The 23,823-nt window shown below is 34.7% G+C and carries 23 protein-coding genes; 14 read left to right on the forward strand and 9 right to left on the reverse strand.

The genetic code is table 11. The features are described 5' to 3' along the window. Nucleotides 1–127 precede the first annotated feature (127 nt). From CCY99_RS03780 to gltX, 9 genes are all read left to right on the forward strand, one after another. Entirely contained in the window at nucleotides 128–778 is a 651-nt protein-coding gene (locus CCY99_RS03780) for a CAP domain-containing protein (protein ID WP_112060076.1), read from the forward strand. A gap of 218 nt (nucleotides 779–996) precedes the next feature. Continuing rightward, the gene (purM, locus tag CCY99_RS03785; RefSeq protein ID WP_112060077.1) at nucleotides 997–1,986 is read left to right on the forward strand and encodes a phosphoribosylformylglycinamidine cyclo-ligase; all 990 of its coding nucleotides are present in this window, start codon (nucleotides 997–999) and stop codon (nucleotides 1,984–1,986) included. A 41-nt stretch (nucleotides 1,987–2,027) separates the two neighbouring features. Continuing rightward, a complete protein-coding gene (gene plsY, locus CCY99_RS03790; RefSeq protein ID WP_112060078.1) occupies nucleotides 2,028–2,672 on the forward strand; it encodes a glycerol-3-phosphate 1-O-acyltransferase PlsY in 645 nt (214 codons plus the stop codon). A gap of 10 nt (nucleotides 2,673–2,682) precedes the next feature. Beyond that, nucleotides 2,683–3,033, forward strand: coding sequence for a dihydroneopterin aldolase (locus CCY99_RS03795; protein WP_181646826.1), 351 nt, complete (start codon nucleotides 2,683–2,685; stop codon nucleotides 3,031–3,033). Beyond that, complete coding sequence (locus CCY99_RS03800; RefSeq protein ID WP_112060080.1) at nucleotides 3,026–4,150, forward strand: ABC transporter permease; 1,125 nt, start codon at nucleotides 3,026–3,028, stop codon at nucleotides 4,148–4,150. The genes CCY99_RS03795 and CCY99_RS03800 overlap by 8 nt, the downstream gene beginning before the upstream one ends. Beyond that, the gene (locus CCY99_RS03805) at nucleotides 4,150–4,911 is read left to right on the forward strand and encodes an ATP-binding cassette domain-containing protein (RefSeq protein WP_112060081.1); all 762 of its coding nucleotides are present in this window, start codon (nucleotides 4,150–4,152) and stop codon (nucleotides 4,909–4,911) included. Before CCY99_RS03800 ends, CCY99_RS03805 begins: the two co-directional genes overlap by 1 nt. Beyond that, nucleotides 4,896–5,735 carry an MlaD family protein gene (locus tag CCY99_RS03810; RefSeq protein WP_112060082.1) on the forward strand — a complete coding sequence of 280 codons (840 nt, stop codon included), beginning with the start codon at nucleotides 4,896–4,898 and terminating at the stop codon, nucleotides 5,733–5,735. Before CCY99_RS03805 ends, CCY99_RS03810 begins: the two co-directional genes overlap by 16 nt. Next, the gene (locus CCY99_RS03815; RefSeq protein WP_112060083.1) at nucleotides 5,732–6,316 is read left to right on the forward strand and encodes a hypothetical protein; all 585 of its coding nucleotides are present in this window, start codon (nucleotides 5,732–5,734) and stop codon (nucleotides 6,314–6,316) included. The genes CCY99_RS03810 and CCY99_RS03815 overlap by 4 nt, the downstream gene beginning before the upstream one ends. Before the next feature lie 16 nt (nucleotides 6,317–6,332). Next, entirely contained in the window at nucleotides 6,333–7,700 is a 1,368-nt protein-coding gene (gene gltX, locus CCY99_RS03820; protein WP_112060084.1) for a glutamate--tRNA ligase, read from the forward strand. Nucleotides 7,701–7,706: 6 nt separating this feature from the next. On the opposite strand, the gene CCY99_RS03825 is transcribed toward gltX, so the two are convergent. From CCY99_RS03825 to hisC, 6 genes are read right to left on the reverse strand one after another with little or no spacing between them, the layout of a single operon-like run. Continuing rightward, nucleotides 7,707–8,618, reverse strand: a complete 912-nt coding sequence (locus tag CCY99_RS03825; RefSeq protein WP_112060085.1) for a hypothetical protein — start codon at nucleotides 8,616–8,618, stop codon at nucleotides 7,707–7,709. Beyond that, nucleotides 8,615–10,441 carry a 1-deoxy-D-xylulose-5-phosphate synthase gene (gene dxs / locus CCY99_RS03830; protein ID WP_112060086.1) on the reverse strand — a complete coding sequence of 609 codons (1,827 nt, stop codon included), beginning with the start codon at nucleotides 10,439–10,441 and terminating at the stop codon, nucleotides 8,615–8,617. Before dxs ends, CCY99_RS03825 begins: the two co-directional genes overlap by 4 nt. Nucleotides 10,442–10,467: 26 nt before the next feature. Beyond that, entirely contained in the window at nucleotides 10,468–11,238 is a 771-nt protein-coding gene (fliH, locus tag CCY99_RS03835) for a flagellar assembly protein FliH (RefSeq protein WP_181646827.1), read from the reverse strand. Then, nucleotides 11,231–12,262, reverse strand: coding sequence for a flagellar motor switch protein FliG (fliG, locus tag CCY99_RS03840; protein ID WP_112060088.1), 1,032 nt, complete (start codon nucleotides 12,260–12,262; stop codon nucleotides 11,231–11,233). Before fliG ends, fliH begins: the two co-directional genes overlap by 8 nt. 2 nt (nucleotides 12,263–12,264) lie before the next feature. Then, nucleotides 12,265–13,953, reverse strand: coding sequence for a flagellar basal-body MS-ring/collar protein FliF (gene fliF, locus CCY99_RS03845; RefSeq protein WP_112060089.1), 1,689 nt, complete (start codon nucleotides 13,951–13,953; stop codon nucleotides 12,265–12,267). 9 nt (nucleotides 13,954–13,962) lie between these two features. Continuing rightward, complete coding sequence (gene hisC, locus CCY99_RS03850; RefSeq protein WP_112060090.1) at nucleotides 13,963–15,063, reverse strand: histidinol-phosphate transaminase; 1,101 nt, start codon at nucleotides 15,061–15,063, stop codon at nucleotides 13,963–13,965. A gap of 608 nt (nucleotides 15,064–15,671) precedes the next feature. Between hisC and CCY99_RS03855 the strand changes: the two genes are divergently transcribed. The 5 genes from CCY99_RS03855 (at nucleotide 15,672) to CCY99_RS03875 (ending at nucleotide 21,266) form a co-directional block, all read left to right on the forward strand. Further along, nucleotides 15,672–17,210, forward strand: coding sequence for a phosphomannomutase/phosphoglucomutase (locus tag CCY99_RS03855; RefSeq protein ID WP_258443333.1), 1,539 nt, complete (start codon nucleotides 15,672–15,674; stop codon nucleotides 17,208–17,210). Nucleotides 17,211–17,212: 2 nt separating this feature from the next. Beyond that, entirely contained in the window at nucleotides 17,213–18,607 is a 1,395-nt protein-coding gene (pyrC, locus tag CCY99_RS03860; protein WP_112060091.1) for a dihydroorotase, read from the forward strand. A gap of 203 nt (nucleotides 18,608–18,810) precedes the next feature. Further along, on the forward strand, nucleotides 18,811–19,899 hold the full coding sequence (locus CCY99_RS03865) for a metallophosphoesterase (protein WP_112060092.1): 1,089 nt from the start codon (nucleotides 18,811–18,813) through the stop codon (nucleotides 19,897–19,899). Between the two features lie 72 nt (nucleotides 19,900–19,971). Beyond that, complete coding sequence (locus CCY99_RS03870) at nucleotides 19,972–20,862, forward strand: aldo/keto reductase (RefSeq protein ID WP_112060093.1); 891 nt, start codon at nucleotides 19,972–19,974, stop codon at nucleotides 20,860–20,862. Nucleotides 20,863–21,023: 161 nt separating this feature from the next. Next, nucleotides 21,024–21,266: an NAD(P)H-binding protein gene (locus CCY99_RS03875; RefSeq protein ID WP_258443349.1), complete on the forward strand. Its 243-nt coding sequence runs from the start codon at nucleotides 21,024–21,026 to the stop codon at nucleotides 21,264–21,266. A 98-nt stretch (nucleotides 21,267–21,364) separates the two neighbouring features. On the opposite strand, the gene CCY99_RS03880 is transcribed toward CCY99_RS03875, so the two are convergent. From CCY99_RS03880 to CCY99_RS09320, 3 genes are read right to left on the reverse strand one after another with little or no spacing between them, the layout of a single operon-like run. Next, nucleotides 21,365–22,282, reverse strand: coding sequence for a hypothetical protein (locus CCY99_RS03880; RefSeq protein WP_112060095.1), 918 nt, complete (start codon nucleotides 22,280–22,282; stop codon nucleotides 21,365–21,367). Between the two features lie 23 nt (nucleotides 22,283–22,305). Next, entirely contained in the window at nucleotides 22,306–23,643 is a 1,338-nt protein-coding gene (locus CCY99_RS03885; RefSeq protein WP_112060096.1) for an LTA synthase family protein, read from the reverse strand. Next, nucleotides 23,613–23,804, reverse strand: a complete 192-nt coding sequence (locus tag CCY99_RS09320) for a hypothetical protein (RefSeq protein ID WP_146744932.1) — start codon at nucleotides 23,802–23,804, stop codon at nucleotides 23,613–23,615. The genes CCY99_RS03885 and CCY99_RS09320 overlap by 31 nt, the downstream gene beginning before the upstream one ends. Between the last annotated feature and the right edge of the window lie 19 nt (nucleotides 23,805–23,823).

The raw sequence follows: 23,823 nt of genomic DNA on the forward strand, positions 1-23,823 counted from the left end.
AAAAAAGCGTGGTAATCTACTAAATGTGAAGCGATTGAAATGTAGAAAATGCAAAAGATTCCAATAAATTATTGGCTATTTTTATATTTTTTCGCTATCGTTATATATCTTAAATTAAAGGAAATATATGAAAAAGATTTTACTATTTGTGGCTTTTGTTTTGGGATTTGGTGTTAGTGTTTTTGCGTGGGACGATTCGCTAAATACGGCGAAAAATGCCCCTTATTTGAGTGAAGTAGAAAAGCAAGTGATTTTTGAACTAAATAAGGCTAGAAGTAATCCAGCTCGTTTTGCAAAGGAGTATTTAGAGCCTATGGTGGGGCAATTTAATGGCAAAATGATTAAAAAAGGCAATATGAATATGATGACAAACGAGGGCGTAGCTGCGGTAAATGACGCAATAAATGCCCTAAAAGCACAAAAAGCAGTTAGCCCTCTTCAGCCAAGCAAGGGCTTAAGCAAAGCCGCCCAAGACTTCGCCAAAGAGCAGAGCCAAACAGGGGCGATGGGGCATAATGGAAAAGATGGCTCAACTATGAAAAGCCGAATTGAGAGCAATGGCAAGTGGCAAAAAACAATTGGGGAAAATATCAACTATGGGAGTGCAAATGCAAATCAAATAGTGGTTGATTTAATCATCGATGATGGTGTGCCAACCCGCGGACATAGAAAAAATATCTATAATGATAATTATAAAGTCGTAGGAATTGGCGTAAATACGCACCCAAAATATAAAAATGTATGTGTGATGGACTTTGCCGGAGGCTTTAGCAATTAAGATTCTAATTAATTTATGTTTAGAATCTTGTGAATCTAAATCTTGCATTCTCTAAAAAGCATAAAAATTCGAAAAATCTCCCCATATTTTATAAAATAATTATTTGTGGCTATTGTGGTATTTTAATATTGCTAGAGGAGAGCAAATTTTATTTATCTAGCTTATTAAGCCATACTTGTATATAATCTAATTTTTATATTTTTAATAAGGTTGGCATTTTGGATAAACTTAGCTATAGAGATTCTGGTGTAAATATCGATGAAGGAAATGCTTTTGTAGATAGAATAAAACCACTTGCAAAAAGCACTTTTGATAAAAATGTAATCGGCGGAATAGGCTCATTTGCTGGGGCTTATGCTATTCCTAGTGGATTTAAAAATCCTGTGATTTTAAGTAGCACTGATGGCGTTGGAACAAAGCTAAGACTTGCGATAGATAGCAAGAGATTAGATACCATTGGGATTGACTTAGTGGCAATGTGTGTGAATGACTTAATTTGTAATTTCGCTACGCCTATGTTTTTTTTAGATTATTATGCAATGGCAAAGTTAAATAAGGATTCCGCATTAGATGTGATTAGTGGCATTGTAAAGGGCTGCAAGGAAGCAGAATGTGCTCTTATAGGTGGGGAGAGTGCTGAAATGCCCGGAATGTATAATGGGGACGATTTTGACTTAGCGGGGTTTGCTGTAGGCATAGCAGAGAGGGAAGATATAGAATCTACTAAGGTTAAAGTAGGCGATGTATTAATAGCACTTCCAAGTAGCGGAATCCACTCAAATGGCTATTCTTTAGTTAGAAAAATCTGTTTTGATAAGCTTAAAATGGGTTTTGAAGATTTAATAGATAATAAAAAAATCATAGATGTTTTACTAGAGCCAACAAAAATATATGTCAAAACATATAAAAAATTAAAAGACAAAATAAACGCCCTAGCACATATCACAGGTGGAGGATTAATCGAAAATGTGCCTAGAATCCTAAATAAAGATTTAGGAGCTACAATAGATAAATCAGCAATCAAATCACAAAATATCTTTAGATTTTTAAGCAAATATGTTGAAGAAAATGAGCTTTACCGCACTTTCAATATGGGTGTTGGAATGGTGCTTGTAGTGGATAAAAATAATGTAGATTCTGTGATTCAATCTAGTGATGGATATATCATCGGCGAAGTGAATAATAGCTCCAAAATAACAATATTATAAGAATTGTTATATAATAGCTAGAGAAAATGTAAAGGCGGATTATGCTTAGTATAATTACTAATATTAATATCATATTTTATGTTATTGCTTATTTGGTAGGGGGAATTCCCTTTGGTTATTTAATCGTAAAATGTTTCTACAAAATAAATATTTTAGATATTGGCAGTGGTAGCATCGGTGCAACAAATGTATATCGTGCATTAAAACACAAAACCCAAAATGCAAAAAAACTATCCATTTTAGTAATAATATTAGATTCCACAAAGGGGCTTGTTGTTGTTCTAATGGCAAAATTATTTGGGCTATCTTATGAAACACAATGGGCGATTGCTATATTGTCTGTTATCGGGCATTGCTATAGTCCATATTTGAAATTTAATGGCGGAAAGGGGGTTTCTACGACTATTGGCTCTGTTATTTTGCTAATACCCATTGAAGGCATAATTGGGCTTTTTGCGTGGTTTATCGTAGGGAAAATTTTCAAGGTATCATCAATCTCATCGCTAATTGGTGTAAGCGTTGGAATCTTATCTTCTTTTGTTTTGCCTACAATTTCTCCTAGTATTTCCATAACCGCACAAATTGGCACTCATACACCTTTAATAATATTGCTTGTTTTAATCATCTATACACATATACCAAATATTGTTAGACTAATCAAAAAAGAAGAAAATAAGCTATTTTAGGATTCTAATAGTGGATAATGTTTTCAAAATCTCAATTCATAATTTTAAGATAAATACGATAATTGGAATCCTGCCAAAAGAGAGAGAAACCGCACAAGATATAATATTGGATTTAGATATTTTATATATTAAAAAGGAGATTTTGGATTATTCACATTTATATAATTTAATTATAGATATTTTTAATAAAAATCATTTCTTTTACCTAGAAGATGCACTTTGTTTTGTAATAGATTCTATTATCTTGCATTTTAAAAATATTACATATATTACTCTTAGCATTAAAAAGCCACATATATTCACAGATTGCATTGTTAGCGTTAGCAAAGAATTAGATTTGCAAAAGGTTAAAAATGATTAGTTATGAAATCCAGAATAAAACATTAACCATTATCTTAAAGGGACATTTTGATAATAGAATCAAAAAAGATGAGATTGATAGATTCTATAAGATTCTAGATTCTAAGGACATTAATACATATTTAATAAATCTAAATGAAATTAGTAAATTTGATATTTCTTTTCTTGTTTTTTTGTCTAATTATGCAGATGAGATTAAATATCAAAATAAAAATATTAACTTCATTGCAAACAATGATAACGCCAAAAAAATTTTAGAATTATTAGAAAATATCACCATTTCAAAACAAAGCAAACCTGCAGAAAAAAAGCTAAATCCGCTTTTGGCTATGATTTCTAAGACAGGTTTTATGGTGGTAGATTCTATCAATGTGGCGGTTGATTTTATAAATTTTATTGGAATGGTGATTTATTCTCTTTTAACTTCATTGTTTAGACCACGAACTATTAGATACAAAGCGATTAGTTACCACATATATCACGGCGTTATTACTGCTATGCCAATAATTTGTATGGTTTCATTTATCGTAGGTGGAGTTATTGCCTATCAAGGTGGAGTTACACTACAAAGAATGGGATTCTCACAAGCCACAGTTGAAATGACTGCAAAACTAACTCTAAGGGAGATTGGACCTTTTGTCGTAGCGTTGATTGTCGCTGGGAGAAGTGCATCGTCATATACCGCACAAATTGGCGTTATGAAAATGACCGAAGAAATAAATGCAATGAAAACAATGGATTTTAATCTATTAAATTTTATTGTTTTACCTAGATTTTTGGCACTTGTTTTATCCTTTCCTTTAATGGTTTTTGTATCGGATTTAATATCTATTTTTGGCTGTATGGTTTTTCTAAAAGCAGGATTTGATATAACATTTCCTGATTATATTACACAATTAAAAGATTTTGTAGATATGAATAGTTTTTGGACTGGTATGATAAAAGCACCATTTTATGCTGCAACAATTGCTATAATTGGGTGTTTTGTTGGATTCCGCGTTGAGGATAATACACAAAGTGTAGGTGAAAAAACAACCACAAGTGTAGTTTATGCTTTATTTGGGGTTATTTTAGTTAATGCGGTATTTTCACTAATCTTTACAGAGTTGAAATTCTAATGACAAAAAATATTATTGAAGTATCTAATCTAACTACTGCTTATAAGGATAGAATCATTCAAAGCAATATAAGTTTTAGTGTTAGGCATTCCGAAATTTTTGGGATACTAGGTGGTAGCGGTAGTGGGAAATCAACTTTATTAAGCACGATGATTTATCTAAAAGCACCGCTTAGCGGAAGTATAAAGATTCTTGATAAAGATATTTGGAAAATTGATAAAAATAAAAGAAGTGTGATTTTGCGACATTGTGGTGTGCTTTTTCAATTTGGAGCGTTGTTTTCATCGCTAAATGTGCTTGATAATGTCGGCATTATGCTCGAAGAATATAGCTCTTATCCTAAAAAAATTATAGATGAGATTGCGGAATATTTTCTAAATATTGTTGGTTTGCCAAGCTTTGTGAAAAATATGTATCCTTATGAATTAAGCGGCGGTATGAAAAAAAGAGTTGGCTTAGCTAGAGCACTTGTTTTTAATCCTAAGATTTTATTCCTTGATGAGCCTACAAGTGGATTAGACCCACAAAGTGCAGAGAATTTCGATAAACTAATATTAAAATTAAGAGATTATTTCAAGCTAACTGTGGTTATGGTTACGCATGATTTAGATTCCATAAAAGATGCTACAGATAGATTTATCTTACTTGGTGAAGGTAAGATTCTATTTATCGGGAATCTAGATGAATTTAAACATAGTAATGTTAGTAATAATAATCTATTAAAATCAAAAAGAGGAGAAAGGATTTGGAAAGAGGAATAAACTTTATCCTTATTGGTGCATGCTTTATTGCTTGTATGTTTGGTTTAGTGGTGTTTATATTATGGTTTAGTGATTCTAATGATTTAGGTAGCATTCCAAAAACCTATAAAGCATATTCTAAAAATGCCATAGATGGTATAAGAATTGATAGCGATATAAAATATAAAGGGATAAATGTAGGCAAAGTAAAGAATATAAATTTTAAAGATAATAATTTCGATGAAATTATATTTGAGCTATCTATTCGCTCGGATTTGCCTATTAAAAAAGATTCCACGCTAAAAGTGGCACAAAGTGGCTTACTAGGAAGAAATTATTTAGAATTAATCCAAAATAATAAAAATGATGAGATTATAAATAAAGATGCTATCTTGCAAATAGAAACTAGCTCTATGGATAAGATTATGGAATCTGTTCCAAACCTAGCAAATAAAGTTGATTCTTTATTATCAAATGCAAATAATATGTTAAATGAGGAAAATGCAAATAATATAGCAAAGATTCTCGTTTCAATAAAAGATTCCGCTGATAATCTAAATAAAATAATCCTATCTCTACAAAAAAATACAGATGATGTTGAATCTCTCATTCAAAATGTAAATAAAGTCTCCATAGATGCCGATGAAATGCTCAATATCCTTACTAGTAAAATAAAAAATGGGGAATATGATTTGAAAACAACTTTAGCCCCTGCACTCATATCAATCGAGCAATCAATGAATAGTATAAATTCTCTTGCAAAAGAAGGCTCTACCCTTTTAGATAGCTTGAAAGAAAATCCATATAACACCATATTTGGTTATAGAAACGAGGATAAAAAATGATAAATAAAATCTTAATATTTACAATACCTTTATTATTTAGTGCTTGTATTGATGTGAATCTTAGAAGCGAATTACCTGCTGTAGATTATTATAAGCTTGATACCTCAAATGCAGAATCCACTAATTGCGAATCTTTTAATTTTATTGCACTCACAGGCATTGACATACCAAAAGAATACCAAAGTAAGAAAATTTTTTATAAGGAAAATAATAAAATAAAGTATTTTAATAATATAAATTTTATTAGTAATATAAATCAAAGCTTTGAGAATATGCTTATAAAAGAATTTAATAAAAAATGCTTAAAGATTGTCTTGCCACCATTTAGCGGGATTAGTTTGGAGAATTTTTTACATATAAAATTACTTGATTTTGATATTGTAAAGCAAAATGAAAATGCAAAAGCCATAGTTAATATATCCTATCAAATAACACAAAAAGGAAATATTTTGCAATCTGGAATAATAACTGAGAGTAAAGATTTAGAAAATTTTAGTGAAGAAGAAGCGATAAAAGCACTACAAGAAACTTCGCTAAATGCGATAGAAACGCTATCAAATAATATTATCCCGAACTTATAATTAAGGATTCTTACATATGATTAAAACTCGTTTTGCACCAAGTCCAACAGGATATTTGCATATTGGTGGACTTAGAACGGCATTATTTAATTTTTTATACGCAAGGGCAAATGGCGGAGAATTCCTACTTCGCATTGAAGATACAGATTTCAATCGTAATAGCATTGATGCGACAAATGCCATTATAGAAGCTTTTAAGTGGGTTGGAATGGATTACGACCAAGAGATTGTATATCAATCAAAACGAATTAATATTTATAAAAAATACATTGATATATTATTAGAGAAAAATCTAGCATATTATTGTTATATGACAAAAGAAGAGCTTGATTCCCTAAGGGAAACGCAAAAAAAAGAGGGCAAAACCCCGAGATATGATAATCGATATAGAGATTTTAAAGGCATACCACCAAGCGGAGTAAAGCCTGTAGTTAGGATAAAGATTCCGCTAGAAAGTAGCATTATCTTTAATGATGCATTAAAAGGGCGAATAGAGATTAACACAAAGGAGATGGACGATTATATTATTATGCGAAGTGATGGCACACCGACTTATAATTTTGTTGTAGCTATTGATGATGCACTAATGGGTATTAGCGATATTATAAGGGGAGATGACCACCTAACAAACACACCAAAACAGATTATAATCTATCAAGCATTGGATTTTAAGATTCCCAATTTTTGTCATATACCTATGATTCTAAATCCACAAGGCAAAAAGCTAAGCAAAAGAGATGGGGCTTTGAATGTGATGGAATATAAAGAAATGGGGATTCTGCCCGAAGCATTGCTTAACTTTCTTTTAAGGCTTGGTTTTAGCTATAAAGATAAAGAGATTTTTAGTATGGAAGAAATGATAGATTTATTTACTCTTAAAAATCTTAGCACCTCAGCTTCTGCATATAACGAAACAAAACTGCTTTGGCTAAATAATCACTATATTAAAAATGCCCCAAATTCTAGGCTTGAAAATCTATTAAATATAAACCTAAATCTAGAATCTGCAAAGAAAGAAGTGTTATTTAAAGAGTTAAAAGACCGCTCAAATACTATAATTGAATTTAAAGAGATGTTAGATTCTATATTTAAGATTCCAGAATCCTACGAGCAAAAAATGCTCTCCAAGATAGATAATCAAACAAAAGAGTTGCTAAATAACGCCATAGAAAGCATTACAAACTTTAATGATTTAGAATCTATAAGCCAAACTTTACATCATTTTGCTACTACAAATGATATTAAGATTGGGAAAATATTAACTGCCTTGCGATGTGCTATACTCGGCAAAAATGGCGGTATTGGGGTAAATGAGCTAATATTTATACTAGGAAAAGATGAGATTCTAAAGCGAATCGAAAAGTTTCTAACACAAAATAGATAATTAAATCTATGTAGTTAATAGCTTAGATTCTGCATTTGGGGCGATTTGAATTATCGTTGGATTTTTATTACTAACAACCCTATAGAGAATATAGAAATACACAATTGGCATTAGAAAATACAAGAAAAATACATTCAAAATATATTTAATAGTAAGGTTAAGCACGATGCTAAGGGTATCACCGATGATTTGCATTCCATTTAGCATTTTTTCCTTTGCATTATCTAATGCTTGAGTAGTAGAATCTATCGGCGAAGTAATGGTATTTGCGACACTTTTCGCCCCATCATTTATGCTTTGTCCCATCATTCCAATCTCGCCAATAAGCTTAGAAGTCGCACTTCTAGTATCGCCAAAATTTAGGTCGATTTCTGGCATAACACGAGCTTGTGGAGGAGTGATTCCAAGCATATTTTTAATATTTTCCATTTTTACTTTTAAATCATTGTCAATAGTCATATTTGCTTCATTGGAAATAATCTTAATTGCATTAATATATAGATTTAATCCGGGATTAAAAAATAATAAAATAATTAGAATCTTTGTTGATACAAGTCTAAACTGCGGAATAAGTCGCAAAGCAAAAAATAAAATTATTAAGATTTTTACAAATAGAATCTTATTTATAATCAATAAAACATATTGGATTCCAATCAAGATATTTGCTAGAAAGAAAAAGTTAAAAATCTTATCCAAAATATCACTAATCCCACTAGTTAGGGGCAATGCACCAACAATTATTTTTAAAACAGCTACAATCCCTATATTGCTTAATGCAAATGTAAAGGAATCTTCTATATAACTAATAGCACTTTTATTGAAAAAATCAAATATCGCTAGAATGCTAAATACAAGCAAAATAATCGTTAAGAAAGCTTCCTTTTTATTTTGTTTTAGAAAATCAATGATATTACTCATATTTCTTTCAACTCTTTTTTTATGATTTTAGCGATACTAGGTGGGTCTAAATGTAGTAGTTTTTCTATATCCTGTGTTTTTCCGTGTGGAATAAAACTATCTTTAAACTCAAAACTTTTAATAGGTGTAAATATGGAATCTTCTAGTAAAAGCAAACTTATCATTTGTGCGATTCCGCCATTTCGCACATTATCACTAAAAACATAAATCTTTTTATGTGTTTTTGCAATTTCTTTTATAAGTGTGGAATCCAATGGCTTAGCAAATCGTAAATCAACCAAAGTAGCCCTAAAATCCAAAAGCTCATTTACCAAATGTGCCCTTCCCACACCATTTCCAAATCCCAAAAACGCAATATCGCTACCTTTATGTAAAATTTCGGCTTTTTTAAATTTGAAATGTTTATTTTTAAATGTTTTATTTTTGAGTAAAAATCCGCCTCGAGGATACCTAAAGGCAATAGGAGATGATGAAAAATTATATGCAAAGGTAATAGCCATTTTTAAACTCTCATCATCTCTTGGTGCAAAAACCACCATATTTGGGATAAGGCAAAGATATGAAATATCAAAAACTCCTTGATGAGTTTCGCCATCTTCGCCAACGATTCCAGCTCTATCGATGGCAAATTTCACAGGCAAATTCATAATGCTAACATCGTGGATTATGCTATCAAATGCCCTCTGCAAAAATGTCGAATACACCACCACAAAGGGCTTAAAGCCCTCTTTTGCCATTGCTGCCATTGAGGTTGTGGCGTGTGCCTCTGCTATTGCCACATCGAAAAATCTATTTGGCAAGTTATCCATTAGTAAATCTAGCCCCGTGCCACTTGGCATTGCCGCTGTTACGCCAACTACTTTTTCATCTTTTTTGGCAATTTGTAAAAGTGTATTTGCAAAAATTTTTGTAGGATTCGTAGTTTTTACTTGATTAATTGGGATTCCGGTATTTATATCAAAAGGAGGCATAGAATGCCATTTTTCATATTTCCCTTCTGCAATCTTATATCCAAAACCTTTTGTTGTTTGAGCGTGGATTAAAATAGGTATTTTTGATTCCTTTACTTTTTGAAAAATATTTATTAATTCGCCAATATTATGCCCATCTATCGGTCCAACATAATGCAAACCTAATTCTTCAAATAGGATTCCCGGAGTGATTAATTTTAAGGATTCTTCAAATCTCTTTGCCATATAAGTGGCACTCTCGGGCATTTTGTTTAGGATTCTTTTAATTCCCTCTCTCATTCCTTGATACATTTTACCCGCTGTGATAGTAGATAAATGCTTACTCACTGCACCAATTGGTTTGCTTATACTCATCTCATTATCATTTAAAATAATAATCATAGGATATTTTATATAACCTATCTCATCTAATGCTTCAAATACCAACCCCGAGCTCATCGCACCATCACCAATCAAAACAATGGGGATTCTATCTTCATTATTCAATTTTATCGCTCTTGCAGCTCCAACGCCAATCGATAATGATGTAGAACTATGTCCAGCTATGAAATAATCACTATTAGATTCTGCTGGATTCACAAAGCCACTTATTCCGCCCATTTGTCGCAAGGTATCAAATCTATCCCATCTATCTGTGATTAGCTTGTGGGCATAGGCTTGATGACTCACATCAAATATAAATGGGTCTTTTTTGCAATCAAATACATAATGCATTGCCATAATTATCTCAACACTGCCAAGATTTGAGCTTAAATGCCCACCATTCTTGCTAACAACTTCGATTATCCTATTTCTAATTCTTTTTGTTTGAATCTCAAGCTCATCAATATTCATAGATTTTAAATTAATCATATTACTCCCCAAGCCTTAGTTTTATTTTAACTTCTAAAGTTCTCCAATACATTTTGTTTTAATATTTGGTATCTTGACATTACATTACCATCAATATTACCATTTTCACTTATCACTACAACCCCGCCTTTTTGGATTGCATCATCGCTTTTTATCTTAATATTCTGCTTATTTTTAACGAGATTGTTTAGAAAATCAAAATCAATAGGATTTACTTTTATTATTATATTTAGATTTGCACTCATTGATTGCAATAGCTCTTTACTAATCAATGCAGCTATTTTCGCACTATTTGCATCAACTTCCTTAACTATAACTTCCTTTGCAATATCAAGAGCAATTGCACTTAATTCGGATTCTAGTTTGACTATCTGTTTTTTTGCATTCTCAATAGTATCATCTAATGTTACTAAGGATTTAGCAATTTTTTCTTTTTCATTTTCTAGGCTATCTTTAAAACTTAATTGTGCTTTTAGCTCACCTTCCTTAAAACCCTCTTCCCTTGCGATTTTCTCTTTTTCATTTGTTTGGGATTGTAGTTTTTCAAATTGCATTTGGAGATTGTTGAATGAATTAGCTAATTCATCGCTTTTTATTAGTAATTTTTCAATAAGCTCTTTTTCCAAACTACTTTGAATCATTGATACTTGGGTTTGTGTAGGCATTTTATCCTCATTGGTATTTTTAGTTTCTTGAATCTTTATATCATTCATATCTATTTTTTTAAACTCATATTTTTTCATATTATGCCCATCTAATTCTTGTAAGGAAATGATACTTTTATCATTATTATTCAACAACATCTTCCTCTTCACCTATTTGGATAATTCCTTGCTCGGATAGTGCCTGAACTATTTCAACAACTTTTCGCTGTGCATTTTCCACATCTCTAACCTTAACAATGCCTAAATACTGCAATTCCTCGATAAACTGCTCTCCAGCTCTTTGGCTCATATTTGAAAGGAATTTCTGTTTTAATTCCTCTGGAGCGGATTTTAACGCCATTGTTAAATCTTTTTTATCTACAGATTTGAGAATCTCTCTAATTGCTCCGCCATCAAGTTTTACAATATCTTCAAATGTAAACATCATCTCTTTAATTTTCGCGGCTAATTGTTCATCGATTTGTTCAATATGGGCTATTGTTGTTTTTGCCGCCTTTTGTCCTAAGCGATTAAATATCTCGGCAACTGCTCTTGGACCACCCACTTCAACCTTATAGCTTGTAAGAGAATCTAATTGATTTTCTAATACTGCAGAAACTCGCTTTACAATAGGAGGGGCAATATCACCTAAAGAAGCCATTCTTATAGCTACATCTGCTCTTTGATTATCTGAAAAATAGCCAAGTGTTTCAGCCGCAGAATTTGGGTCCATATGTGCCAAAATTAATGCGATAGCTTGTGGGTGCTCTCCAGCAATAAATTCTGCAAGTTGCTGAGGTCGCACTTTTGAGAGATAAGAAAAATTCTGTGCTGTTTGCATTTGTTTTGATAATTTATCAAGGACTTTTTTCGCCTCTTCTGGTCCAAGAACACGATATAAAAGCTCTTTTGCATATTCAAAACCACCGCTATTGATATATTGATTAGATTGAAAAATGGCATAAAATTCTTCCAAAACTGCCGCACCAATATTTTTATCTGTGCCTTTCATCTGGGCTATATACTTTGATATTTCAGTGATTGAATCTATATCCAAATGTGCAAAAATATCACCTGTAATAGAATCGCCTAGCTGTAATAGCAAAATAGCAATTTTCTCTGACATAGAAAATTCTTCATATTGTGCTCGCTGCTTTGGCGTTAGATTAAAAGCCATTTTTATTCTCCTTTCTTAATATCTTCTATACCTAATTCATCGTGAATTAATGTTTGGAATAATCCTGCAACCTCTTCTGGTCGTTCTGCTATTAAGGTTTTGATTTTTTCTAGTAAAACATCGTATTTCACTTCATCTTCATTAAAGCTACCAAGCCCAAGTTGGTCTTCAATTTTCCTTCTCATATCATTAAATTTATTTGATTCTTCCTCCTCATCATCAATTCTAAGTAAAGATTCCACATCTTCCTCTTTTGAATCCGAAACCTCGAGCATTCGCTCCGCAAAAGGTGCAATAATCTTTTTGTAAAAAATAAATAAAATAATTGCAACAAGGATATATTTTAGTAGAGGCGAGAACGAAGCGAGTATTGCATTGATTTTTTCTGTGGTGGTTTGTGGCTTGAAACTACCACTTTTTGCGTTAAACTCAAAGTTACTCACACTCACTTCATCGCCCCTAGCTTGGGAGAATCCTATTGCTTGCTTTACTAGACTATCGATTTCTTGCATTTTATTAGCATCAATTGGCACATATTGCATTTTTTCAACACCATTATCACTTACCAATTGATAGCTACCATCGACTACAACGGCAGCACTAAGTCGCTTTAGCGTCCCAAACTCACCTTTTATCTCCGAAATCGTTTTGCTTATTTCATAGTTTGTAGTCGTTTGATTTTTCTCATATAATTCTTGTGAATTAGCGGAATCTAGCCCTTGAACTGGACCGATATTACTAACTGCTCCGGGAACTCCGCCTATTTCTGGCTCAGCCCTACCCTGCCTTCGCTCCTCTAGATTCTGCTCACTTCGAACGACATTATTCGGGTCGAAAACCTCCTGTGTGCTTCGCTTTTGGGAAAAGTCAAACTCCGCAGTAACTTTTGCTACAACCCTATCTTTTCCGCCAACCACTGGAGAAAGCACATTTGAGATTTTATCCTCTAGAATCTTTTCAAAATTATTTTTATATTTTAATTGTGTGTTTATAAGCTCCCTTGAGGCGATATTCTCATCATCGCTTCCTAAAGCCTCGCCATTTTGGTCGATTATGGAGACATTTTCTTTAGTTAGTTTTGGAACTGCAGAAGAGATTAGATTCTTTATGCCATTAATTTGTGTGGGAGAGAGATACATATTTGCGCGGATTTCTAGCACGGCAGAGGCAGTTGGCAGAACTTCATTGCTAACAAATACGCTCTCCTCTGGCAATGCAATATGAACGGACGCCTTTGCAATTGGTTTTAGGCTCTCAATGGTGCGTCCAAGCTCGCCCTCAATCGCCCTTGTAAGCTTCACTTTCTGCTCAAATTCCGTCATACCAAAGCTCTGCTCATCAAATATCTCAAAGCCGACTTTGGAGCTTTTTGGGATTCCACTGCTGCTTAGGGCGATTCGCTGCTCGTAAACGACTTCTTTTGGGACTAGAATCGTATCTTCTTTTTGGATTTTATAGGGGATATTGTTTGCTTGTAAATGCTGGATAATAAGCGCGCTATCGCTTGGCGTAACGCCCTCAAATAGCACGGCATAGTTTCCAGCTGCATTTCGCTCATTGATAGAAAATATCACAAAATACGACAAAAACGCCACCACAGCGACCACACCGCCGATGATGACTATCTTTTGCCTTTTGTTTAGCTTATCATACAAGCTAAAAAGCTGGTTAAATACGCCTTTTATATCCAAAACTTACCTTTAATTTTTTAGAAATTTAGTGATTAATTTTAGCACTTTTTTATTTTGAGATTCTTTGCCGATGGTTATCCTAACGGCATTTAGCCCATAGGATTTTAAGTCTCTAATTATCACGCCCTTTTTTAGCAAAAACTCGCATAGGCTACTTGAATCTACCTTTTTATCGAAAATAAATGTGATGAAATTCGTATAAGATTCTATGAAATTTATATTATTTTTTCTAGCGAAATTCTCATAGATTTTCATTTCTTGGAGGTTATTTTTTAGCGTTTTTTGGATAAATTTTGTGTCATTTAATGCACTCAATGCAGCTTTTAGCGAAATATTTGTGATATTAAAAGGCGGACGAAGCTTGTGTAAGATTTTAATCACACCAGATTCGCCAATGCCAAATCCCACCCTAAGCCCACCTAAGCCATATAGCTTGGAAAATGTGCCTAGATAAATGCAGTTTTTATACTTTTTAATTATCTCGCTTGGATTTAGTGCCTTATTTTTATCTCTATATGCCGCAAACTCCCCATAAGCGGAATCTAGCACCACCAAGCAATCTTTGGAGATAGAATCTAGGATTCTATAAACCTCAGCTTTATCCAAGCAATCCCCAAGCGGATTATTCGGCACACAGAGGAAAATAATATCTGGCTTGTGCTTTTGATAGGCTTCGATGAACTCATCTGCGATGTGGATTCCATCTTTTGTTTTGATGATTTGGGCTTGGGCGATTTTGGCGTATATCTCATACATCGCAAAAGTCGCACTAGAGATGAGAATCTTAGAATCTTTTGAAGCGATAGATTGGATTATAAACTCAATGATTTGGTCGCTCCCACTGCCGATTATGATATTGCTAGATTCCACATTATATTTTTTTGCCAAGGCGTTTTTAAGCTCAAACATCGAGTCATCTGGGTAGCGAAAGGCGTTTTTCACCTCTTTTTTTATAGTATTTTGGACTTTTTTTGAAGTGCCAAGCGGATTTTCATTGCTAGCTAGTTTGATAATACCCTTTGGCTTTATGCCGTAATCACGCACCACAAGCTCGATAGGCTTGCCCGCCTCGTATGAAACTAGCTTTTCTAAATGTTTTTTAAACCCCATTAAATCTCCAAGTTTTAAGCTTCAAAAATAGTTATAATTTTAGCCAAAAATACTAAATACTAATTAAAAGTTTTTAGGATTCTTAAAAGAAGCAAAGGAAAATGATAGGTATTTTTAGAAAGTTATTCGAAGAATCTTAAAAAAAATTAACGATTTAAAGAATCTAACCCAAACTCCAAGAATCCATCTCGGGTTTATTTTTCCGCCAAGCATTTTTATGTCTATATTATACCTGCAATATCTCGCTGTGATAATTTAATGTGCTTAGTCATTTTATCTTAAAATATTGGCTTTTTTGGGAATCTACAAGTAATTATGATGCTTTATTTACTACACAATTGGCTATCTAAAATATATAAATTAAGAATCTAGCAAAGGGGCTTGAAACAATATCTAAGTTTGTATGGGAAAGCAATATTTGCCATAGTTTTATTGAGAGTGTTGTTTTTGCTTGGGTGATTTATAGTTATACACATTATACTTTGGCGATGGAATTATGAGCGTGGTTGATTGTATGAATGGCAAACAATATTCACTAAAAAAGCAAAAATAATATGCGATTTTAAAGTATAATTATGGCTTAAATTATTTCTTAAGTGAGGCTGTAAGTGAGTATTTTTAGAGAGTATGATATCCGCGGAATCTATAATGTGGATTTGAATAGGGAAGTTGTCTTTAGCATTGGTAAGAATCTAGCAAAAATCATTAAGCAAAGGGGCGAGGAAATAGATTCCACCATTGATTCTGCGGATTCCACAAAAAAATCCGCTGGGGAATCTGTGCGAGATTCTAGCGTAGATTCCACACGAGATTCTAGCGTAGATTCCACAGATTCCACTTCCGCAGATTCCGCGAAAAAATCAAATGCACGAAAACGAGCCGTGGCAATCGGCTATGACGCTAGAATCCACAGCCCAACGCTATTTAATTGGCTTAGCCAAGGCATCGCAAGTGAGGGTTTGCAGATATATTTCCTTGGTATGATTCCAACTCCAGTGGCGTATTTTAGCCTTTACCACGACTTTGGCGAGGCGATTGACGCAAGCATTATGATTACTGGCTCACATAATCCGCCCCAATACAACGGCTTTAAAATCACTATGTTTAAAGCCCCATTTTATGGCAAAGACATTGCAAATCTAGGCAAAACTATAGAATCTCAAATCACCCAAAAAAGCACAGAATCTAGCAAGGATTACGCCCCAGAAATTATAAATCTCCCAGCACTTGAAAAATACATCGATTTTCTAACCACACATTTTAAACATCTCGCAAATTTTAAAGAAAAAATTGCGGTAGATTGCGGGAATGGCGTGGCTGGGATAGCTATAAAAAAAGTGCTAGAAAATCTAAAAATTGATTATTTGCCCCTTTATTTCAAGCCAGATGGGAGCTTCCCAAATCATCACCCAGACCCAAGCGAGGAAAAAAACCTAAGCGATTTAAAAAATGCAATGAAAAAAAATAATATCAAAATCGGCATTGCATTTGACGGAGACGCCGATAGACTGGCACTTTTGAGTGAGAATTATTCATTCAAGGGCGATGAACTAGCAATCCTTTTTGCTAAAAAAATGGCAAAAGAGGGCGTAAAGCCCCTAATAATCGGCGAGGTGAAATGCTCTGCGATAATGTATGAGGAAATCAACAAAATCGGCAAAGCGATAATGCATAAAACGGGGCACAGCAACCTAAAAGTAAAGCTAAAAGAGACAAACGCCCATTTAGCCGCAGAAATGAGCGGACATATATTTTTCAATGACCGATATTTCGGCTATGATGATGCGATATACTCGAGCTTTAGGGCGCTAGAGCTGTTTTTAGATTCCAGTGTGGAGGAGGTCGAAAGTGCTATAAAAAACCTACCAAAAATGTATTCCACCCCGGAGGAAAAGATAGAATCTAGCGAGGAAAAAAAGTTTCAAATAATCCAAGATTTGGCACTGAAGCTAGAGAATCCGCCGAAAGATTTCCCAAAAATACTAGAGATTATCACCATTGATGGGCTTAGAGTGGTGTTTGAAAATGGCTGGGGGCTAATTCGTGCGAGTAACACGACGCCCGTGCTTGTAACGCGATTTGAGGCGAAAAGTAAGGATTTGGCGGAGTTGTATAAAAATAAACTTTTGGGTTTGATTGGGGTGTGAAAATGGCTAATGATAAAACTTCGGCGAATGCGTGGGATTCTGTGGGTTTAGATTCCGCGGATTCTGTGAATGCAAAGGATTCCGCGGAATTTGTGAATTTGGCGAATTTAGATTCTGCGAATTCTACAAATCGTAATGGGGTGGATTATGTGAATATAAAAGATTCTGCAGATTCTGTGGCGGATTTAGCAGAATCTGCAATTAAAAACAGCCCAGATTCCGCCCCGGATTTAATCTTAAAAAATCCGCTTGATATGCATATCCATTTGCGAGAGGGCGAGGTTTTAGAAGCTGTTCTGCCCTTTAGTGCGAGGTATTTTAGCTCCGCCCTTGCTATGCCAAATCTAAAAACGCCACTTTTAAATACGAATCTTGTGATGAGCTACAAAGCCCAAATTGAGGGCGTTTTAAAGACGCAGAATCTAGATTCTTTTAAGCCCACTTTGTCGCTGTATGTGAGCGAAAACTTGGATAAAAACGAGCTACTAGAGGCACAAAAAAACGGCATAAGGATTTTAAAGTTATATCCAAAAGGGGCTACCACAGGGAGCGAGAGTGGCGTTAGCGAAATCCTAAATCAAAAGATTATGGATATTTTTGAAATGGCAGAGGAAATGGGCTTTATCTTATCAATCCACGGCGAGAGCAATGGCTTTTGTATGGAGCGGGAGTTTGAGTTTGGTGCGGTGTTTGCGGAGCTTGCACGCACTTTCCCACGAATGAAAATCATAATGGAGCATTTGAGCGATAGGCGGAGCATTCCCCTTTTGGAGCGGTGTCCTAACCTTTTTGCCACGCTGACTTTGCACCATATTTCAATGAGCCTTGATGATGTGCTGGGAGCTGGGCTAAATCCGCATTTTTTCTGTAAGCCAATGCTAAAAACTCCGCAAGATAGGGACGCACTCCTAGAACTCGCACTAAATGCACACCCAAAAGTTAGCTTTGGGAGCGACTCCGCCCCACATTTGGAATCTGCCAAATTAGCCCAAAATGGCTCTGCTGGGATATTTTCCGCCCCAATTCTAATCCCTAGATTATGTGAGATTTTCGAGGCGAATGGGAAGCTAGAAAATCTACAAAAATTTATTAGCGATAATGCGATAAAAATCTATGATTTGGCGGTCGTTGGGGATTCTGTGGATTTTAAAGATTCTGTGGCTTTCGCGGATTCTGGCGACTTTAAAGACTTAAGCAATTTGGGCAAATCTAGGCAAGATTCCGCCATTTCTAGCAAAGATTCCACAAATTTCAGCGATTACGCCAAGATTCCAGCAAAAACAATAAAATTAATTAAGGGGAATTTTAAGAATCTAGATTCTATAAAAACTCGATTCGGTCACATTATCCCCCTACTCGCTGGAGCCAATCTAAGCTGGAAAATCCAAGAAAAATAGATTTTAAATCCTAAGAAATTATGCTTAGGAAAGCAAATATTGAAAAGTAAATTAAAGATTAAATCTAAAAATCAAGCTAATGTTTTATAATAATCTGGAGAATCAGGCAAGAATCTTGGATTTTTATTCTATCGTTTTTTTGAAATTTGCTCTAGAATTATAGGATTAAAGCAAGAATCTTAAAAAATTAATAAGGCATTTAGATGTTTATTGTAATTTTACTTTTATTGGCGTTTGCTGCGTGGTTTGTGCCATTTCGCTTGCAAAGTTTGCTTGGCTTTGGAAGCTTGTATGCGTGGATTGGAACTATTATAATCATCGCACTTTTAGCACTTTTCCCGCTTCTAATGCGTAGTGCCGGAGATGGTGAAAGTGCCTTAATCGGGGTTATCTATAATATCGCTGCGATATTTTTTATGTTTTTTACATATGTGTTTTTTGCGTTTCTAATAGAGTTTATTTTGCACCCATTTTTAAAACAAATAATAGGCTGGAAAATCGCCTCTGTTGCGATACTTATCCCATTTTTTGTTACTCTTTATGGCTTTATAAATGCACAAAATTTCAGTGTTACAAACATTGAAATTCCACTTAAAAATCTAAAATCACCTGTTACTTTTATGCATATTAGCGACATTCATCTAGGCACACAAAGGGGCGAAAAATATCTCCAAAAAATAATTAGTTTAATCAATGAGGTAAAACCAGATTTTGTTGTATATAACGGCGATTTAGTCGATAGTAATATCGCTTTAGATGAGAATCTTTTTGAGCTTTTTAAGAATGTAAAATCTAAGCAAATCTTTACCATTGGTAACCACGAATACTATATAGATACGCAAAAAGTTTTAGAGCTTTTGAGAAAAAATAATATAGAGATTTTACGAAATGAAAGCGTGGAGATTAACGGCGTGCAGTTTATCGGGCTAGAATATATGAATGCGGATTTAGAGACCGCAGATTCACATCGTGTAAATGATTTGACCGTCAAAGATGAGCTTCCAAAAATGGAGATTTCTAACTCTTTGCCTACGATTTTAGCTCACCACACGCCACAAGGGGCGAAGTATGTGGCAGAAAATGGCATTGATGTAATGATTAGCGGACATACACACGGAGGGCAGGTTTTCCCAGCAAATATCATTGCAAAATTTCGCTTTCCGTTTGTCAAAGGAATTCATAAGATAGGCGATACAACCTTGATAATCTCGCAGGGAGCAGGGACTTTCGGTCCAATGCTACGAATTGGCACAAATAACGAGATACAAATAATTCGGCTTATCCCATCTTAGATTTTTAGATGGTTAAAAGGCGATAGCATAAAATTTATAGGTTAAAACAATATCAAATTTAAAGGAGAGAAAATGGAAAATCGTAGAGCATTTTTGAAAAATACTACATTTTTGGCTGGTGGAATGATGATATTTGGAGCAAATAATATCTTTGCAAGTAACGCAAATGCGATAAATACAAATAAAGGTGGGAGTATGGGCTATATCACATTAAATAATGGCGTGAAAATGCCAAATATGGGCTTTGGGACTTGGAATTTACGAGCAGATGAAGCAAAAGCGACGATTTTAGAGGCGTTAAATGTGGGCTATCGCTTGATTGATACAGCTAGTTATTATCGTAATGAGAAAGAAATCGGCGAGGCGGTGAGGGAATTTATGGCTAAAAGTGGCGTAAAAAGAGAGGAAATTTTCATCACCACAAAGGTTTTTGAGGACAATGCGGAGGCGGAATTTACGCGGAGTATGAAAAACTTGGATTTAGGCTATATCGATTTATACTTGATACATTGGCCAAAAGGTAGCGATAAAAAGCGTTGGGAAGTCTTGCAAAAGCACTATAAGAGTGGGGAAATTAGAGCGATTGGCGTGAGTAACTACGATATAAGCGAGATTGAAAACTTGATGAAAACAAGCGATACGAAACCCGCACTAAATCAAATCCGCATAAATCCATTTAGTAGAGATAAGGCAACGATAGAGTATTGCAAAGCTCAAAATATCGCAGTTCAGGCATATACATCGCTTGGGAATCTAAGTGTTGCACTGAAAAATAAAACCTTACAAGAAATCGCCAAAAAGTATAATAAGTCAATCCCGCAAATAATGCTCCGCTGGGCGTTACAACAGGATTTTATACCGATTCCAAAATCAAGCAATCCAAAGCGAATAAGAGAGAATTTTGATATTTTTGATTTTAGTCTAAGTAGCGATGATATGGCGAAAATCTCGAGTATTTCGTAATCTCTGGAGTTTGGGGAGATTCTAAGCATAGTAGATAGAATATTCCGTATTAAATCCGGTATAAAAATCTAAATGAATGTTGGGGATTTTTGAATACTCCATAAATTAGGTGGTAGTAGATAATAATGTATTCCTAAAACTACAAGTGCTCTGCCAAAATTATTGAGGATTCCACGCTAGATTACACGATTATCCGCCCGGGCTGGTTTAGCTATGAAAATGAGATAAATTATGAGGTAACCTACAAGGGTGAGGCATTCAAAAATCCAGAGGCTAGAATCTCGCGTAAATCCATTGCAGATTTGGTTCAGCGCTGTATTTTTGAAAATTTTAGAATCCGCCAAGTAGAATCTAATAAACTAGAATCTAATAAATTGTTGGATTGCTTTAGAATAAATCTTTAAGAAAATCTAAGATTTAAAGTCTAGTGCAAAATCTAAAGCAAAATCACCTATAAAGTAGGGAGATTCTATGGAGATTCTAAAAAACTCTACGAATACTTTTAGTATGTTTTACAGCTCTTGCCCTCGCATTTGCCACTTTTTAAATCCCAAAAGTCCGTGTAAAACATACTCGCTCTTTTGCCTAGATTCTCACCGATGAATTTTTCCTCATTGCTTGAAAATACCATTATACAACCCCCAGCTTTTATGTAGTTTTCCGCCTCTTTTGGGGCGTTTTTGATAGCCGAAGTGTGCGCGGCGACCATAGGGATTTTTAGATTTAGTGCTAGGTTAAAGTCCCCAGTGGAGAGCATAGGATACTTTATCCCCGCCTTTTTTGCCGCGTAGTAATTTTGTAGCCCAAAGACTTCAACCAGCACTCTATCCATAAACTTTATCTGCGTTTTCATCGCACTAAAATCATTGAGCTTATCGCTCACAAGGTAGGCGTGTGGGTGTCTAGCGAAAATCTCATTAATATCATTTATATCTAGCGGCGTGTAGATTTTGTGGATTTTGCGGCGTTTTACATCACTAATTTTGGGGGCTAATCGCTCATCATTTTCGCTAATTTTGCCTCCATTTTTAGATTCCAGCTCTTTTAAAATAGGATTTTCAACGCCTGTGATTTTATCAAAATGCTTATAGTCATGTGCCCCAAATATCACGCCCTCAATTGATTTCATTAAATCAATTTCAATAAATTTATAGCCATTTTTGAGCGACTTTTCTAGTGCCTCGCGGCTATTTGTATAGGTCAGCCCATTTATCGCGCCTCCGCCGTGTGCGATAAAAAAGCGATTATCATGCATAAAATCGCTCGTGTCGCTAATGTGAAACTCGCATTTCTCCATAGGGCTATTTTGCATTTTAAATGTGATATATTTTGTGTAGATTCCGCTTTTATTGTTCCACACCACAAGGGCTAAAATCATAATCACCACAACCCCAACAATCCCAAAAATTTTCTTTTTCATTTATTTCCCCCTTTATTGTTCGCCTATTTTTTAACTTGCCAAAAGCTATCATAGATTCTATTATTTTGGCTTAAGTTTTGATTTAGCGTTTCTAGCCCCATAGATTCTAAAAGCGTGGGTTTATCGCTAAATAGGCTCACTCCAAGAGCTGCTTTCCGCCCCTCCACTTCAATGCCGATAGATTCTAAAATGCTAGGCAACATATCAAAATGACTTGCATTTCTATTTTTCACTTTTCTAGAATCTATCTTTAAATCACTCGGCGGATTTATAATGGCATTGTAGATTCCACGCCTTACACCATTTGGGACAAAGCCACGCTGCATAGTGTAATGGTCGCCAAGAACAACAATCGTAGTGTTTTTATAAAAATCTTGCGCCTTCAGCCACGCGATAAATTCGCCCAGCATTTTATCGCTACACGAGATAGAATCTGCATATTGATTGCCCCTTGAAGCCATACATGAGCTATCCACATAGCCCGGAAAATGTGCGTCCACGCTCTCAATCCTAAGGACAAATGGCGTAGAGCTATCATAATTGCTTAAAATTTCCTTTGCAAATTCAAAGGTTTTGGCGTCCTCCATTCCCCAATTTATGTGATACTTTTTCGGTAATTTGCCAGAATCTCGAAAATATTCCAAATCATAGACATTTTCCAAGCCGTGAGCTTTTAAAAAGTTTATTTTTCCACCAGTGTTCCCCTCGCTTAAAACCATATCTTGCCTATACCCAGCTTGTTTTAAAATATCACCCAAACAAGTAGCGGAGCTTAAAAAGTATTTGTTGCGGAAGTCGTTTCCGCCGATTGGCATTTTTAGATTTATGCCACATTCATAGCCCACCATCGCTGCCACAGTCCAGCCTACGCCGTTTGTTTGGATTAGATTTGTGCTGATATTTTGAGTGGCGATTTGGCTTAGATTTGGTATTAGATTCCTATCAAACGCCCTAGCAAAAGTCGCCTCCATAGATTCTAAATATACGATGATTAGATTCCGCTTTTTCTCTGGGAATCGTATTTGTAAGTCGCTTGGCGCGGTGTAATGCTCCTCGTAAAATGTGGAGAAATGCTTCTCTTGCTTTTTGGTGAAATACTCATAGATTCCAAATTTATCATTTGTATATTTCACGCTTAAAGCACCAAAAATAAGCACGGCAAGGCTAAGAATATAAAATCGTGCCAAATAAAGTTTGCTAAAAATAAATCTTAAAAATCGTAGCGTTTGGGTGAAAATGAGCCTCTGTATGGGGCTACTAAGCAAAAGAAATAAAATAAGAAGCGAAAAAATGAAAGTGGGGAGTAGGACATTTTTCCCCATTGATAGGATTATGCGTGGGTCTGCTCCGTCAAGTGGCATATATAGGTGGAATAGGAATTGTTCAAAGGTAATCCCCCCCCATCACTTGCGAAATACCACTGAATCCACCAAGTAAGGCAATTTAATAGCATAGAGACAACAAGCCCAATAAATGTAAGGGTTTTTAGAAATATCTTTGTTTTGTTGGTAATTTTTGCCATTTTGTTCCTTTTGTTAAAT

Source organism: Helicobacter sp. 16-1353, from assembly GCF_003288815.1.
In the GTDB taxonomy this organism is placed as follows: domain Bacteria; phylum Campylobacterota; class Campylobacteria; order Campylobacterales; family Helicobacteraceae; genus NHYM01.

Bases quoted from the DNA above. Each gene is read 5' to 3' on its own strand.
- CCY99_RS03865 (WP_112060092.1), top strand. From the start codon at position 18,811: ATGTTTATTGTAATTTTACTTTTATTGGCGTTTGCTGCGTGGTTTGTG.
- CCY99_RS03880 (WP_112060095.1), bottom strand. From the start codon at position 22,282: ATGAAAAAGAAAATTTTTGGGATTGTTGGGGTTGTGGTGATTATGATT.
- CCY99_RS03805 (WP_112060081.1), top strand. From the start codon at position 4,150: ATGACAAAAAATATTATTGAAGTATCTAATCTAACTACTGCTTATAAG.
- CCY99_RS03825 (WP_112060085.1), bottom strand. From the start codon at position 8,618: ATGAGTAATATCATTGATTTTCTAAAACAAAATAAAAAGGAAGCTTTC.
- CCY99_RS03780 (WP_112060076.1), top strand. From the start codon at position 128: ATGAAAAAGATTTTACTATTTGTGGCTTTTGTTTTGGGATTTGGTGTT.
- CCY99_RS03885 (WP_112060096.1), bottom strand. From the start codon at position 23,643: ATGCCACTTGACGGAGCAGACCCACGCATAATCCTATCAATGGGGAAA.
- gltX (WP_112060084.1), top strand. From the start codon at position 6,333: ATGATTAAAACTCGTTTTGCACCAAGTCCAACAGGATATTTGCATATT.
- CCY99_RS03800 (WP_112060080.1), top strand. From the start codon at position 3,026: ATGATTAGTTATGAAATCCAGAATAAAACATTAACCATTATCTTAAAG.
- dxs (WP_112060086.1), bottom strand. From the start codon at position 10,441: ATGATTAATTTAAAATCTATGAATATTGATGAGCTTGAGATTCAAACA.
- fliG (WP_112060088.1), bottom strand. From the start codon at position 12,262: ATGGCTTTTAATCTAACGCCAAAGCAGCGAGCACAATATGAAGAATTT.
- CCY99_RS03815 (WP_112060083.1), top strand. From the start codon at position 5,732: ATGATAAATAAAATCTTAATATTTACAATACCTTTATTATTTAGTGCT.
- hisC (WP_112060090.1), bottom strand. From the start codon at position 15,063: ATGGGGTTTAAAAAACATTTAGAAAAGCTAGTTTCATACGAGGCGGGC.
- plsY (WP_112060078.1), top strand. From the start codon at position 2,028: ATGCTTAGTATAATTACTAATATTAATATCATATTTTATGTTATTGCT.
- CCY99_RS09320 (WP_146744932.1), bottom strand. From the start codon at position 23,804: ATGGCAAAAATTACCAACAAAACAAAGATATTTCTAAAAACCCTTACA.
- CCY99_RS03870 (WP_112060093.1), top strand. From the start codon at position 19,972: ATGGAAAATCGTAGAGCATTTTTGAAAAATACTACATTTTTGGCTGGT.
- pyrC (WP_112060091.1), top strand. From the start codon at position 17,213: ATGGCTAATGATAAAACTTCGGCGAATGCGTGGGATTCTGTGGGTTTA.